Here is a 14547-nt window from a genome sequence, read left to right as displayed (position 1 = left end):
GTAACCTTTGCTGCTGGCTGTACGTCTGGATATAACCGCGCCTGCAGCGGCCCGGCGCGCAACCCACTGCGCTTCATCAAAAGCCCAGACTTTCCAGCAGGTCATCTACCTGGCTTTGGCTGGCGACCACGCCCGCTTGCTCCTGCCTGATCGGCGGGCCGTTTTTCAGGCTCTCTTCTTTCCCGCTGACCCTGTTTTGCATCTCCGGCAGGTTTTCAATCAGCACCTGAATCAGCTCCTTTTCAATGTCCTCAACCAGCTCCATCATCTTTTTGATCACCTGGCCGGTAAGATCCTGAAAATCCTGCGCCATCATGATCTCCCGTAGCTGCTGGTTGGTCAGCCGGGTCAGTTCGGGCACATCGCTGAGAAAGGCACGGGTATCGATCACCAGCTGACGGGCAACCGGCATTTCCACCGGTTCGACAAACCACGCATCCCAGCGCTGTTTAAGCGGCAGGGCGCGCTGACAGAGCTGATCCTGCAGCGGACGCGCCGTTTCCACACAGGAGAGTGTCCGGTCGGCCGCCTGGGCGGTTTTTCCCACCACATAATTCAGCCGATCGCGGGCATCAGGTATCGCTTCGGCAACATCAATAATGGCGCGATCCAGACCGAGGTTAGACATGCTGTCGCGCAGCAGTCGGGTCAGACAGCCGATACGGGAAAAAACCTCGCGCAGATTCTTTTCAGGCTGGGCCGGAGGCGTTGTTTCCATCTGCTCACCCTCCCAACTTTTCGAAGATTTTGCCGAGCTTCTCTTCCAGCGTGGCGGCAGTAAAAGGCTTCACCACATAACCGCTGGCGCCCGCCTGCGCGGCGGCGATAATGTTCTCTTTTTTCGCTTCTGCGGTGACCATCAGCACCGGCAGGCGACTGAGCCGGGTATCCTGGCGAATTTCCGACAACAACTGCAGGCCATCCATATTCGGCATGTTCCAGTCGCTGATAACGAAATCAAAATGACTGGTACGCAGCTTGCTCAGGGCATCCAGGCCATCTTCAGCCTCTTCCACATTATTAAAACCTAAATCTTTCAGCAAATTGCGTACGATACGACGCATGGTGGCGAAATCGTCAACAACCAGAAAATGCAAATTTTTATCAGCCATAGCCATCATTTTTCCTGCGAAAACTCACTGGCCGCCAGCGCGGCCAAAACAGGCTGTCCGGTATACCCGGCATCAGCGGAGAGGTATCTGACCGGGGATAGCGCGCAACATGCGCTCGCTAATCTGGTCAAGATCGACAACATCGCATGCTGCGCCCAGCGCAATGGCCTCGCGCGGCATGCCATAAACCACACAGCTCTTTTCACTTTGCGCCAGCGTCCAGGCACCCGCCTGACGCATCTCGGCCAGCCCCTGCGCGCCATCATTGCCCATACCAGTGAGGATCACGCCAACGGCTTGCTTACCGGCAACCCGGGCCACCGACTGAAACAACCGGTCTACCGACGGACGATGACGATTCACGGGTGGCGCGTCGCTGAGGGTGATGCGATAGCCGGTGGCGGCCTGGGCCAGCATCATGTGCAACCCGCCGGGTGCGATATAGGCATGACCCGGCAGCACCGGCTCGCCATCCACGGCTTCGCGCACACGGATCTGGCACAGCCTGTCCAGCCGTCCGGCAAAAGAGCGGGTAAAGCCCGGTGGCATATGTTGCGCGATCAGCAGCGCCGGACTGGTTTGTGGCAGCGGCAACAATATCTGGCGCAAGGCTTCGGTCCCGCCGGTGGAGGAGCCCAGGGCGATAACGTTTTTGCTGCCCGCCTGGCGGCTGAACAGGGGGGCGGGCGGCGGCAGTTGTCGAGTCTGGTGTTGCAGCTTACTCTGCGCGGCGATGCGGATTTTCTCTGCGATCGCGTCAGCGAAGGGGTCGAGACCAGCGGAAAAGTTCAGCTGCGGCTTGGGGACAAAATCCACCGCGCCCAGCTCCAGCGCGCACAGGGTGACGTCAGAGTTGCGCCGGGTAAGAGATGAAACCATGATCACCGGCATCGGACGCAGGCGCATCAGGCGTTCAAGAAAATCCAGTCCATCCATATGCGGCATTTCGACATCGAGCGTTAATACATCCGGGTTGTGCTGCTTGATCAGATCGCGGGCAGCAAGCGGATCGGGCGCTACGGCCACCATGGACATATCGGGCTGGCAGTTAACGATATCGCTCATGATTTTGCGCATCAGGGCGGAATCATCCACGCTGAGCACCTTGATTTTTTTCATGATGTTACCTGTTTCAGTTCATAGACGGACTGGCCGCGCAGACGAAACGGAATATCCAGATTGCTGAAATTTTCTGAATGGCCAACAAACAGCAGGCCGCCCGGTTTGAGCATTCTGGCAAAACGCAACAACAACTGGTGCTGCGTCTTTTGATCAAAATAGATCATGACATTGCGGCAAAATATGGCATCAAAGGGGGAAGGAATATCCCAGCGTCTCTCCAGCAGATTTAATTGCTGAAAACAGATCGTAGTGCGCAGCTGCTTTTTGACTTTTACCCGATCCTGGTGCGGCGCTTTGCCGCGCATAAACCAGTTCTTTTTTTGTCTCTGCGACAGATTTTCAATATCCGCCAGACGATAGACGCCGTTCATCGCCGTGGCTAAAACCTCGGTATTAATATCGGTAGCCCAGACGCGCGGGCCCGCTATATTCTGGCCCAGAGTTTCTGCCAGCGTCATGGCAATAGAATACGCCTCCTCTCCGCTGGATGCGGCGGTACACCAGACGTTATAACCGCTCTGCCGGGCGCGGGCATGCCCGGCCAGAATGGGGAAGTGGTGTGCCTCCCGGAAAAAAGAGGTTAAATTGGTGGTAAGCGCATTAATAAAACGCTGCCACTCTTCGCCTGTGGGATGCTTCTCCAGCAGGGAAATATAATCACTAAAACAGCTCATATTCAGATCGAGCAAACGACGCGCCAGCCGGTTATAAACCATGTTGCGTTTTTGTGGCGTCACCACAATGCCGGCACGTTGATAAATCAACTCGCTGATTTTTTGCAATTCCTGTCCGGATAGCGCCTGCCGGACGTGTAAGTTTGCGCTGCGTTGCTCCGGGCTTTTTTTCAGGTTAAACATGATGTTCCGGTCTGGACACAGAAAGTATTATTTTTTCGCTGATGTTACACCGCCATATTCATGATTTCCTGATAGGCGTTAACCATTTTATTACGCACCTGAATGCCAAGGTTTAATGCAATACCCGATTTTTGTAATGAGACCATAACATCATTCAGCCCGACGCCAGGCTTACCGGTCAGATAATCCTGTGACAGGGTTCTGGCCTCGGTCTGCATTTTGTTAACACTGTCAATGCTGTTTAATAAAATATCGGCAAAGGAAGCGTGACTCTCTGGCGCCAGGGGCGAATCAATGGCGGATAAAGGCGTCAGGGTGGCGCTTTCTTGTGCCTGGCGATTAATTTGCGCCAGCACAGCGTTCATCATCTGAACCGACATATCTTTTCTCTGCTTAAATTTGGCTGTAAAAGGAAATAACCGTAAGTTCTGGATTTATTTCCGGCGAGTTTACGGAATGAATTATACCCTAACCCTGGTTTGCAGCATGGCGAAATAAGCTGACAGAAGTTTCAGCTTATCAGACATTAAAATTTCCGTGTTCTGACCGATAATGCGCGCCCTGCGAAATTTCAGCAAAGATCTGTCCGGCTTGTTATTACAGCTTATCAGTTAACGAAAAAGAGCTATGGCGTTCACATTGCATTATTTATTTTTTAACAGGATTGCGGCATGACGGCCAGACAAGAAGAGAGCGCATTAAAGAATAGATTTAATGCCATGGCGGCATTAGAACGTATTCGTGCTAATCCCAAAATAACACTGCTTATTTCCGCTGCGGCGGTGATATCTGTGCTGATAGCGTTGCTACTCTGGACCAGAACGCCTGACTACCGCGTGCTGTACAGCACTATCAGCGATCAGGATGGCGGCGCTATTGTGGCGCAGCTGCAGCAGATGCAGGTGCCTTATCGTTTTGAACAGGGCGGGGCCATTATGGTTCCGAAAGATAAGGTCTATGAGGCGCGGTTAGCCCTGGCCCGCCAGGGGCTGCCAAAAGGCGGGGCGGTAGGGTTTGAACTGCTTGATCAGGAAAAATTTGGCATCAGCCAGTTCAGCGAGCAGATCAACTATCAGCGCGGACTGGAGGGGGAGCTTTCCCGCACCATTGAAACCCTGGGACCGGTGCAGCGCGCACGGGTGCATCTGGCTATGCCTAAGCCGTCGCTGTTTGTTCATGAACAACAACCGCCTTCCGCGTCGGTGACGCTGAATTTACATCCGGGACGTACGCTGGATGCCGGTCAGGTGAATGCCGTCGCTTATCTGGTTTCCAGCGCCGTTGCCGGACTGGCGGCCGACAAGGTCACGATTCTCGATCAAAGCGGCCATCTGCTGTCACAAAATCAGAGCCAGGCACTACAGACCGCCCAGTTAACCTATACCCGTAACCTTGAAGATGAGTATCAGCGGCGTATTCAGGCGATTCTGGCACCGGTCCTGGGGGTCGGTAATGTGCGTGCTCAGGTCACCGCGCAACTGGATTTCACCCTGAGTGAACAAACGGCAGAGCAATACCAGCCCAATACCGCCCCCGACAAAATGGCCATCCGCAGTCGTCAGACTAACCTCTCTGAGCAGGGTGGCAGGAAGGGTGCGGAGGGGATTCCGGGTGCGTTAACCAACCAGCCGCCGGTGCCAGCCACGGCACCGATTGAAAAGCCTGCCCCGGCGCAAAACACGGGCGCAGAGAAAAAGGCGGAAAAATCCACGTCGGGGAGCGCCTCCGGCAGCCTGCAGTCTTACAGCAGCGAGCAAGGGGAAACCACCAATTATGAACTCGACCGTACCCTGACACATATCAAACACAGCAGCGGGACGATTCAACGTCTTTCTGTAGCAGTGGTGGTGAATTATCAGGACGGAAAAGAGGGTAAAGCAACGCCGTTAAGCAAAACGCAACTGACGCAGATCGAAACCCTGGTGAAAGAGGCGATCGGCTACTCCGCCAGCCGGGGCGACTCCGTGAATGTCGTGAACACCGCCTTTGTCAGCGACGAGCATGATGCGGCACTCCCCCCGTTCTGGAAGCAGCCTGCGTTTATTAACCTGCTGATTTCTGCAACGCGCTATCTGCTGATTGCCCTGACTGGCTGGGTGCTGTGGCGCAAGCTGGTGCAGCCCGCCTGGTTCCGCCAGCAGGAATTTGTCCGTCAGCGTCTTGAGCTGGAGAAAGCGGCACATCAGGCGGCGCTGGATGCGAAAAAAGAGCGGCAGGAAAAACAGAGCCGGGCCAGAGCCCAGCAGCGCATTGATACCGAAGTGGGCGCGCAGCAGCTGCGTGATATCGCCGAACATGAGCCGCAACTGATTGCGCTGGTGATTCGTCAGTGGATGAATAAGGAGTAGAACGCACCATGAATGCCTCTGAAAGAAGTGCGATATTAATGCTCACCCTGGGCGAAGAGCGTGCCGCCGAGGTTTTCCGCCACCTCAACGCTCATGAAGTGACGCAAATCAGCAGCTCCATGGTCAGCATGAGCAGCTTTACCCATGAGCAACTCGCAGAGGTGCTGGGAGATTTCCAGCGCGACTCCGAAGAGTATGCGGCGCTGAGCGTCAATACCAATGAATACCTGCGTAAGGTGCTGGTAAAAGCGCTTGGCGAAGAGCGCGCGAACAGCCTGCTGGAAGATCTGCTGGAGTCGCACAACAACGCCAATGGAATTGAAACCCTTAACTTTATGGATCCGCTCGCCGTGTTCGACCTTATCCGTGACGAGCATCCACAGATTATCGCGACCATTCTGGTCCACCTGAAGCGCGCTCAGGCGGCAGATGTGCTGGCACGGTTCGACGACCGCGAGCGCAACGACATTATGCTGCGTATCGCCACTTTTGGCGGCGTCCAGCCCGCCGCGCTGCAGGAGCTGACGGAAGTGCTGGATAGCCTGCTGCGCGGGCAGAATCTCAAGCGCAGCAAAATGGGGGGGGTGCGCCCGGCGGCGGAAATTCTCAATCTGATGAAATCGCAGCAGGAAGAGGCCGCCATTGAAGCGGTGCGCGCTTTTGACCAGGAGCTGGCGCAGAAAATTATCGATGAGATGTTCCTGTTCGAGAACCTGGTGGAGGTTGAGGATCGCAGCATCCAGCGCATTCTGCAGGAAGTTGAACATGAGTCGCTGATCGTTGCCCTGAAGGGCGCGGCGCAGCCGTTACGCGACAAGTTCTTCCGCAATATGTCCAAACGTCAGGCGGATATTATGGCGGAAGATCTGATGTCTCGCGGGCCGGTACGCTTGTCGCAGGTGGAGGCGGAGCAGAAAAACATCCTGCTGGTGGTGCGGCGTTTAGCCGAAACGGGCGAGATCGTGATTGGAGGCGGCGAAGATGTCTATGTCTGAGCCTGAGCTGCACGCCGCCTGGCGGCCCTGGCAACCGGCAGATCTGCTGGTGGAGTATGACGATTTCAGCACAGAGATCGATGCCGACGTCACCAGCGCGGCGTCTGTCGAAGAGCAGTTGCAGCTGGAACTTAAACGGCGGCGCGAACAGGCAGAGAAGCAGGGCTTTGCGCAGGGACATGCCCGGGGCGTAGAAGAGGGCAAACAGCAGGGCTATCTGGCGGGCGTGGCGCAGGGACGACAGGAGAGGGCTGAACAGGCGCTGGCCGAAGCGCGCGCGCAGCACCAGCAGCAGGCCGATCGCCTGACCTGCCTGATCGATGAATTTCAGGAAGCCTTAGCCCAGCTGAACAGTGTTGTTCCTGCCCGTCTGGTGCAGCTTTCCCTGACGGCGGCCCGGGCCATCGTCGGGAAAAGCGTACGCTGCGACCCTGCGCAACTGCTGGAAAACATCCAGCAGTTGCTGAAACAGGAGACCCTGTTAAACGGTCAGCTGCAGCTGCGCGTCAGCGCCAGTCAGCTGGCGACTGTACAGCATGCGTGCGGCGCGCTGCTGGCGAGCCGGGGCTGGACGCTGCTCGCGGATGATGCCATCGCTCCTGGCGGTTGCCGCATCACCTCCGATGAGGGCGAGCTGGACGCCACCCTGGAGAGCACCTGGCAGGCTTTATGCGATCTCAGTCGTGAGGAGTCCGGCGCATGACCTCGCTTCTGACCACCTGGCTTAACCAGCTGGATAAGCGTGAACAGCAGCTCAGCGCGCTCGCTCCTTTTCGCCAGTATGGCCGGTTGATCCGCGCCACCGGGCTGGTGATGGAAGCAGTGGGATTAAAACTCGCTATTGGAACGGTCTGTATCGTCGAGCGGGAGAGTGACGCGGGCATGGTTAACGTTGAAGCTGAAGTGGTGGGTTTTAACGGTCAGGTACTGTTTTTAATGCCGCTGGGCAACATGGAGGGGATGTTACCCGGTGCGCGCGTATATGTTGCCGGGTCGCAGGGCGCGGCACAGGGCAAGCAGCTGCCGCTGGGACCTGGTTTGCTGGGACGAGTGCTGGATGCCAGCGCGCGACCGCTGGATGGTTTGCCCGCCCCCGGCGATACGCGTCCGGGCTCGCTGTTCACTCCGCCATTTAATCCCTTGCTGCGCAACCCGATCCGGCAGGTACTGGATGTGGGCGTGACCGCCATCAACGGTCTGCTTACCGTGGGGCGCGGTCAGCGCATGGGGCTGTTCGCCGGTTCTGGCGTCGGGAAAAGTGTATTGCTGGGCATGATGGCGCGCTATACCAAAGCGGATGTGATTGTGGTTGGCCTGATCGGCGAACGTGGCCGGGAGGTGAAAGATTTTATCGACAACATTCTTGGTGAAGAGGGACGCCGTCGTGCGGTAGTGATCGCCGCCCCCGCTGACGTCTCGCCAGTGCTGCGCATGCAGGGCGCCGATTACGCCACGCGCATCGCCGAGGATTTCCGCGACCGTGGCCTGGATGTGTTGCTGATCATGGATTCCCTGACGCGCTACGCCATGGCACAGCGTGAAATCGCGCTGGCGATTGGCGAACCGCCGGCGACGAAAGGCTATCCGCCCTCGGTCTTTGCCCGTTTACCGGCGCTGGTAGAACGTGCCGGTAACGGCATCAGTGGAGGCGGCTCGGTGACGGCGTTTTATACCGTACTGACCGAAGGCGACGATCAGCAGGATCCTATTGCCGATTCCGCCCGCGCCATTCTGGATGGGCATGTGGTGCTGTCGCGTCGGCTGGCGGAAGCGGGCCACTATCCCGCTATCGATATTGAGGCGTCCATTAGCCGCGCCATGACTGAACTGATTGACGGCGCACACTACCGGAAAGTGCAGTTGTTTAAACAGCTGCTCTCGGCTTATCAACGTAACCGCGATCTGATCAGCGTCGGCGCTTATGCCGCCGGCAGCGATCCTCTGCTGGACCAGGCGATCTCCTTCTATCCCCGGCTGGAAAGCTACCTGCGGCAGGGGATCCACGATTGTGTTTCATACGAAGAGGCGAGCGAGAAACTCGTGGCGCTCTTCCCCGAGGCGAGTGAACACTAAAGGAGCGCTTTCAGATGTCTGCCACCTCTCCGCTCGATATTTTGCGCGATCTGGCGCAGCGGTCGCTGGATGATGCGGCCACCAGGCTGGGAAAAATGCGCCAGGCGCACCGGGAAGCTGTCAGTCAGCATGATACGTTGCTGAAGTATCAGGCGGAATATCGTGACTATTTACAGCGTGCAGCCAGTGGGGAAGGGATATCGGTGATCAACCTGATGAACTATGGGGCATTTATTCATGCGCTGGGCAACGCTGTCGAACAGCATCGTTCCCATGTCGCCGCCTGTCAGGCTGCCGTTGATCGGGCGCTGAGCGCATGGCGGCAGGATAAACAACGGTTTAATGCGTTCTGTTCGTTAAAAATGCGTGCCGATGCCGCCCTGATGCTGCAGCAGAATCGGCAGGAGCAAAAAATGATGGATGAATATGCCCAACGTGCCAGTTTGAGAAAAGAAAAATGATGATTAAAGCGCTTGCTGACCTCCCGCTGCCGGAGGCTAACCTGAAACAGCCTGATGCCGCCGCGAGTAAAGACTTTGCAGCCACGCTGAAAGCGAAAATCCTGCCTGTAGCCGCTCACCTTAGGGGAAAAGGGAAAACATCGGCTGATCAGGAAACGCCAGCGGACGCCGGTGTTAACACGCAACTGCCACAGGCGACACTGGCAACGCTGATAGCGCCAGCCATGCCGGCGGTTCCGCAGGACACCGATTCTCCGCCTCAGCCGCAGACGGCGTCTGAGAATCATCAACAGAGCGTGACGCCAGCGCTTATGCCTCAGCCGCTGGCAACGGCAGCCGGGGCCACAGCGCATGGTGACGCGCTGACTGCCGGGCTGGCCTCCCACCCGCTGCAAATATTAAGGGGCGACGCAGCGGATACGACCCCGGAGGCAGTGACTCGGCGGGATGCCTTTTTCCTGCCAACGAACCCGACGCACCCTCAGGAGAAATTGCCCGCCGCTGGTCGCAGCCAGCCGGAGCGACTGACGGACATCACTGCCGCCAGGCCTGAGAAGCAGATTGAAGCGCACGCCGTGCCACCTGCTCATGCGGAGGTGCCAGAGCATGCCGATAAGGGGCTGCAGCCAGCGTTGGTGCGGGAAACACTGGCAGGCCCGGCGCTGCCACCAGCACCATCTCACAGCCCGATCGGCGTCTTACCGGCAAACGCAGCGACGGGCGTGCTGGAGCTGCCAGCAGGGACGCCAGCATGGCAGCATGCCCTGGGACAACAACTTATGCTGTTTACACGCAATGGTATTCATAATGCTGAGCTGCGTTTGCAGCCGGAAGAGCTGGGTTCGCTGCAGATTCATCTGCGGCTGCATAGCGATCAGGCCCAGATTCATTTCGTGACTGCCAGTCAGCAGGTAAAAGCCGCGCTGGAAGCGGCGTTGCCTCATCTGCGCAGCTTGCTGGACGAATCGGGTATTCATCTGGGTCAGAGCAGCGTGGGAGCAGATAGCGCAGCCTGGGATGCGTTCTCGTCATCACCGCAGGGGTTCGATTCATCATCCGGCCAGGGCTCCGCTTTCAGTAGCAGTACCGAACAGGGCGGTGAGGCTGTTGAGATTACGGAACCTGTTAACGAGGCGCAGCCGCAGCAGAGGATGACACGGTTTAGCGGGGTAAATACTTTTGTCTGAGTCACCCGGCAATTAACGGGGCGGGTTGTTTTTATTTATTCACCAAGATAGTCGCAGTAATTTCGGCTTATCAACAAATTGTTTCCCGGGGCGGCTGTATTAATATAGGTGGCTCAGGTAATGGCGCGCTTTAATCACGGGATTTATTTATCAGGATTTAATCATTTCATGTCAACAGATAATGAGAAAGTGCAGGCTGGTGCGAAAAAACGGCCGCTGTTGGTTGTGCTGTTTTTATTTTTTGCGCTTCTTGCAGGCGCGGCGGTGGGCTATTTCGGCTATCAGCTAAAAGAAAGTTCAGCAAATCTACCAGAGAGTAAAGAAAAAGAGAATAAATCGACAGAAACCGCAGCGGCAGAACCGATCTATTTTCCGCTGGAAACTTTTACCGTCAGCCTGCAGCCCGCTGAGCATGACGATGACCGGGTCCTCTATATTGGCATTACGCTGCGACTTAAAAATCAGGCGTCCCGAACGTTAATTGAAAAATACCTGCCAGAAATACGCAGCCGCCTGCTGAGAGTATTCAGCCAGCAGAATGCCAGCGAGCTTGCAGGCGATGAGGGCAAGGCGCTACTGGTGGAACGTATTAAAACCGAAGTGAGTAAGCCTCTCTATCCTGACCAGAAAGCTGATGTTACTGATGTCTTATTTAACGCCTTCATTTTACGGTAATCGATATGTCTGACAGTATATTATCTCAGGATGAAATTGATCGTTTACTGAATGGCAGTCACAGCGCTGGCAGTGACAGTGCTGCCACAGGCCAGGTGACAGAGGAGGCGATTAAGCCTTACGACCCGAATACGCAGCGTCGTGTCGTACGTGAACGCCTGCACTCGCTGGAAATTATTAACGAACGTTTTGCGCGTCAGTTTCGTATCGGGTTGTTTAATCTGTTACGCCGCAGTCCCGATGTCAGCGTGGGTAATATTAAAATCCAGCCGTACCATGAATTCGCCCGTAATTTGCCGGTGCCGACCAACCTTAATCTGGTGCATATGCACCCCCTGCGCGGTACAGCGCTTTTTGTCTTTTCGCCAAACCTGGTATTTATGTCAGTCGATAACCTGTTTGGCGGCGACGGGCGCTTTCCGACCAAAGTGGAAGGGCGGGAATTTACCCCCACGGAACAGCGCGTGATTAAACGCATGCTGAATATGGCGCTGGAAGCTTATGAATATGCATGGAGTTCGATTTTTAATTTAACCACCGAATATGTCCGGGCGGAAATACAGGTGAAATTTACCAATATTACCTCCTCGCCAAACGATATCGTGGTGACTACGCCTTTTTATATTGAGATCGGTGCACACAGCGGGGAATTCGATATCTGTATCCCGTTCAGCATGATTGAGCCGTTACGTGAGTTGCTGACCAATGCGCCCAGAGAGAATACCCGCCAGGAAGATATTCTCTGGCGTAAAAAACTGGCGCTTCAGGTCAGAGAAACCGAACTGGAGCTGGTTGCGCAGTTTGCCGAAACTTCTCTGCGCCTGTCGCAGATTCTGCAACTGCGTAAAGGGGACGTTATTCCGCTGGAGAAAACAGAAACTATCGAAGCCAGAGTGGGCGGCGTACCGGTGTTAACCGGCAAATATGGTGCCGTGAATAATCAGTATGCCCTGAAAGTAGAGGGCCTGATCCGTTCAGCCTTAATCTCTTTGCAACAGGAGTAACTTCCCAATGAGTGATACCAAACCGTCGTCCGCCAGCGAGACCTCTTCTCTGGACGAGCTCTGGGGCGAAGCCATGAGCGAGCAGCAACAGATCGGCGAGCAGACGCAGGCCACAACCGCGATGCGTGAAAACAGTCAGCCGCCGCTCTCGCAGGATTTCAGCCTGATTCTTGATATTCCCGTGAAAATTACCGTAGAGCTGGGACGGACCAAAATGACCATTAAAGAGTTGTTGCGTCTGAGCCAGGGCTCGGTGGTGGCGCTGGATGGTCTGGCGGGAGAGCCGCTCGATATTTTAGTGAACGACTTCCTGATTGCGCAGGGGGAAGTGGTGGTGGTCTCCGATAAATTCGGTGTGCGCATTACCGATATTATTACCCCCTCTGAACGCATGCAGCGTCTGAGCAGATAATGAAAAGTTCAATCCATGCCGCTGTGCCGGTGACCTCTGCGCCAGACAGCAGCTCCGGTTCGTTGCTGCTTACTCTGGGAGGCGCGCTGGCGCTGGTTTTACTCTTTGCCTTCCTCTTTATAAAAGCCGCCCGCTACCTGGGGTTTGCTGCGCCAAAAGGAAACAATCCGAAGTTGCTCTCGGTGATCACCAGCGTGGCGCTGGGACAGAAAGAGCGGGTGATAATTGTTGAGGCGGATCACCGCTGGCTGGTGCTGGGCGTGACCCCGCAGCAGGTAACGCTGCTGACGCAACTTGATAAGCGTGATATCGCCGCACAAACGCCTGACCGGGCCCCCGCACAGGACTTTACGGCGCAGCTGCAGTCGCTGCTGAAAGCGGTTAAGCCGGGGGCGACATCATGAGCAAGGTACGACAATCGCCGCGCCCCCGCTGGCTGCCGCTGCTGAGACTGGCGACCATCGTGGCGCTGGCTTTCCCGGCGCAATCGCTCTGGGCTGCCAGCGGCGACATTGTGCTGGGTCATGGCAGCAGCGGTGAAAACTGGACGTTGCCGGTACAAACGCTGGTGTTGCTCACCTCGCTGACGCTGCTGCCCGCCGCGTTGTTAATGATGACCAGCTTTACCCGCATCATTATTGTGCTGGGACTGCTGCGTAACGCCCTGGGCACCGCCTCGTCCCCACCGAATCAGGTGTTGCTGGGACTGGCACTGTTTCTGACCTGGTTCATTATGGCACCGGTATTTAACCAGATTTACGATGAGGCGTACCTGCCGCTGTCGCAGGATAAAATCAGCATGGAAACGGCAATCGCCACCGGCATCAAACCGCTGCACGCCTTTATGCTGAAGCAGACGCGTGAAGCCGATCTGGCGCTCTTTACGCGTCTGGCGCAACGAGAAAACTTTGCCACGCATGAAGAGGTGCCGCTGCGTATTCTGCTGCCCGCCTTTGTCACCAGTGAACTGAAAAGCGGCTTTCAGATCGGATTTACCCTGTTTATTCCTTTCCTGATTATTGATCTGGTGGTGGCCAGCGTGCTGATGGCGCTGGGCATGATGATGGTGCCGCCCGCATCGATTTCGCTGCCCGTTAAGCTGATGCTGTTTGTGCTGGTGGATGGTTGGCAGCTGCTGATGGGATCGCTGGCGCAAAGCTTTTTCTTCTGACGGAGCACAGCATGACCCCCGAAAGCGTAATGTCACTGGGTTTTCAGGCAATGAAAGTCGGCTTACTGGTCGCGGGCCCGTTATTGCTGGCGGCGCTGGTCAGCGGCTTGCTGGTCAGCCTGCTGCAGGCCTGTACGCAAATCAACGAAATGACCTTGTCATTTATTCCCAAAATCGTCGTGCTGGTTGTGGTGCTGATCGCGCTGGGGCCCTGGATGTTAGCGCTGCTGCGCGATTATATGCATAACCTGTTCGCCACGCTGCCGGAGCTTGTCAGGTCAGCCACATGACATTCGCACTTGCCGATCTGTATACCGTAATTGGTCACTATTTCTGGCCCGGACTCAGGATGCTGGCGCTGTTCACTGCCGCGCCGCTTTTCCATGAGAAGCAGGCGGGCAAAAAAACAAAAATTGCGCTGGCGGCGCTAATCACGTTTCTGGTGGCTCCGCAGCTGCCAGCCAGCCAGGTGGCGCTTTTCTCGCTGGAAGGGGCCTGGCTGGGAGCAAAACAGCTGATTATCGGCATCGGTATAGGCCTGGCGATGCAGTTTGCCTTTGCCGCGGTGCGCATGGCAGGGGAGCTTATGGGCTTGCAGATGGGACTCTCTTTCGCCAGCTTTTTCGATCCCGGCGCCGGGCAAAGCGCGCCTGTTCTCTCCCGCCTGTTCAATACGCTGGCGCTACTGCTTTTTCTGACCTTTAACGGTCATTTATGGCTTATTGCTCTGCTGGTGCACAGCTTTGAGATTTTACCCGTCAACAGCGCACCGCTTGCGCGCGATGGCTTGCTTGCACTGGTGCAAAGCGCAGGCATTATCTTCAGCGCCGGTTTACAGCTGGGAATGCCGGTGATTACACTGCTGCTGGCAATAAACCTGACGCTGGGGTTACTGAATCGCCTGACGCCACAGCTCTCGATCTTTGTGATTGGCTTCCCGCTGACCCTGACCACCGGCATGCTGGCGCTTTCATGGTTGATGTCTCCGCTGGCCCCGTTTTTTACGCAGCTTGCCGGTCAGTTTTTCGCGCAGATCGACGGGTTGCTGATGATGTTCGCGACGCCCACAGACTGAACAATTGGTAACAAAATCAGCCGCGGGAAAGGCAGGTTCTGCCGTGGCGTCACGA

Annotated in this window: 18 protein-coding genes; 13 read left to right on the top strand and 5 right to left on the bottom strand. The window is 56.1% G+C overall.

All coding sequences use genetic code 11. The features are described 5' to 3' along the window. Nucleotides 1-76: 76 nt before the first annotated feature. The 5 genes from cheZ to fliE form a co-directional block, all read right to left on the bottom strand. On the bottom strand, nt 77-718 hold the full coding sequence (gene cheZ / locus E0E17_RS02895; RefSeq protein ID WP_130831345.1) for a protein phosphatase CheZ: 642 nt from the start codon (nt 716-718) through the stop codon (nt 77-79). 4 nt (nt 719-722) lie between these two features. Beyond that, entirely contained in the window at nt 723-1112 is a 390-nt protein-coding gene (cheY, locus tag E0E17_RS02890) for a chemotaxis response regulator CheY (protein WP_130831343.1), read from the bottom strand. Between the two features lie 72 nt (nt 1113-1184). Beyond that, nucleotides 1185-2231, bottom strand: coding sequence for a protein-glutamate methylesterase/protein-glutamine glutaminase (locus E0E17_RS02885; protein WP_130831341.1), 1047 nt, complete (start codon nt 2229-2231; stop codon nt 1185-1187). Then, nucleotides 2228-3091, bottom strand: coding sequence for a CheR family methyltransferase (locus tag E0E17_RS02880; RefSeq protein ID WP_130831339.1), 864 nt, complete (start codon nt 3089-3091; stop codon nt 2228-2230). Before E0E17_RS02880 ends, E0E17_RS02885 begins: the two co-directional genes overlap by 4 nt. Nucleotides 3092-3135: 44 nt before the next feature. Then, on the bottom strand, nt 3136-3471 hold the full coding sequence (gene fliE, locus E0E17_RS02875) for a flagellar hook-basal body complex protein FliE (RefSeq protein ID WP_130831337.1): 336 nt from the start codon (nt 3469-3471) through the stop codon (nt 3136-3138). Between the two features lie 291 nt (nt 3472-3762). On the opposite strand from fliE, the gene fliF reads away from it, so the two are divergent. The 13 genes from fliF to fliR all read left to right on the top strand — a co-directional run bounded on the left by fliF (nt 3763) and on the right by fliR (nt 14492). Continuing rightward, nucleotides 3763-5439 carry a flagellar basal-body MS-ring/collar protein FliF gene (gene fliF / locus E0E17_RS02870; protein ID WP_130831335.1) on the top strand — a complete coding sequence of 559 codons (1677 nt, stop codon included), beginning with the start codon at nt 3763-3765 and terminating at the stop codon, nt 5437-5439. Nucleotides 5440-5447: 8 nt separating this feature from the next. Further along, the gene (fliG, locus tag E0E17_RS02865) at nt 5448-6434 is read left to right on the top strand and encodes a flagellar motor switch protein FliG (protein ID WP_130831333.1); all 987 of its coding nucleotides are present in this window, start codon (nt 5448-5450) and stop codon (nt 6432-6434) included. Next, nucleotides 6421-7137 carry a flagellar assembly protein FliH gene (locus E0E17_RS02860; protein ID WP_237680753.1) on the top strand — a complete coding sequence of 239 codons (717 nt, stop codon included), beginning with the start codon at nt 6421-6423 and terminating at the stop codon, nt 7135-7137. Before fliG ends, E0E17_RS02860 begins: the two co-directional genes overlap by 14 nt. Further along, nucleotides 7134-8507: a flagellar protein export ATPase FliI gene (gene fliI, locus E0E17_RS02855; RefSeq protein ID WP_130831331.1), complete on the top strand. Its 1374-nt coding sequence runs from the start codon at nt 7134-7136 to the stop codon at nt 8505-8507. Before E0E17_RS02860 ends, fliI begins: the two co-directional genes overlap by 4 nt. A gap of 14 nt (nt 8508-8521) precedes the next feature. Next, nucleotides 8522-8968: a flagellar export protein FliJ gene (gene fliJ / locus E0E17_RS02850; RefSeq protein ID WP_130831328.1), complete on the top strand. Its 447-nt coding sequence runs from the start codon at nt 8522-8524 to the stop codon at nt 8966-8968. Continuing rightward, entirely contained in the window at nt 8965-10155 is a 1191-nt protein-coding gene (locus E0E17_RS02845) for a flagellar hook-length control protein FliK (RefSeq protein WP_130831326.1), read from the top strand. Before fliJ ends, E0E17_RS02845 begins: the two co-directional genes overlap by 4 nt. Before the next feature lie 120 nt (nt 10156-10275). Next, the gene (fliL, locus tag E0E17_RS02840) at nt 10276-10830 is read left to right on the top strand and encodes a flagellar basal body-associated protein FliL (RefSeq protein ID WP_237680752.1); all 555 of its coding nucleotides are present in this window, start codon (nt 10276-10278) and stop codon (nt 10828-10830) included. Nucleotides 10831-10835: 5 nt separating this feature from the next. Further along, entirely contained in the window at nt 10836-11834 is a 999-nt protein-coding gene (gene fliM, locus E0E17_RS02835) for a flagellar motor switch protein FliM (RefSeq protein ID WP_130831324.1), read from the top strand. Between the two features lie 7 nt (nt 11835-11841). Next, a complete protein-coding gene (gene fliN / locus E0E17_RS02830; protein ID WP_130831322.1) occupies nt 11842-12246 on the top strand; it encodes a flagellar motor switch protein FliN in 405 nt (134 codons plus the stop codon). Beyond that, complete coding sequence (gene fliO, locus E0E17_RS02825) at nt 12246-12650, top strand: flagellar biosynthetic protein FliO (protein WP_130831320.1); 405 nt, start codon at nt 12246-12248, stop codon at nt 12648-12650. The genes fliN and fliO overlap by 1 nt, the downstream gene beginning before the upstream one ends. After that, the gene (gene fliP, locus E0E17_RS02820; RefSeq protein ID WP_130831318.1) at nt 12647-13417 is read left to right on the top strand and encodes a flagellar type III secretion system pore protein FliP; all 771 of its coding nucleotides are present in this window, start codon (nt 12647-12649) and stop codon (nt 13415-13417) included. The genes fliO and fliP overlap by 4 nt, the downstream gene beginning before the upstream one ends. An 11-nt stretch (nt 13418-13428) precedes the next feature. Further along, complete coding sequence (gene fliQ, locus E0E17_RS02815) at nt 13429-13707, top strand: flagellar biosynthesis protein FliQ (protein ID WP_130831316.1); 279 nt, start codon at nt 13429-13431, stop codon at nt 13705-13707. Continuing rightward, entirely contained in the window at nt 13704-14492 is a 789-nt protein-coding gene (gene fliR, locus E0E17_RS02810; RefSeq protein WP_130831314.1) for a flagellar biosynthetic protein FliR, read from the top strand. Before fliQ ends, fliR begins: the two co-directional genes overlap by 4 nt. Nucleotides 14493-14547 lie beyond the last annotated feature (55 nt).

This window comes from [Erwinia] mediterraneensis (assembly GCF_900604315.1).
Taxonomy (GTDB): Bacteria; Pseudomonadota; Gammaproteobacteria; order Enterobacterales; family Enterobacteriaceae; genus Pantoea; species Pantoea mediterraneensis_A.
The sequence above is the reverse complement of the archived record's forward strand: the minus strand, read 5'-3'. Positions and strand labels throughout refer to the sequence as shown.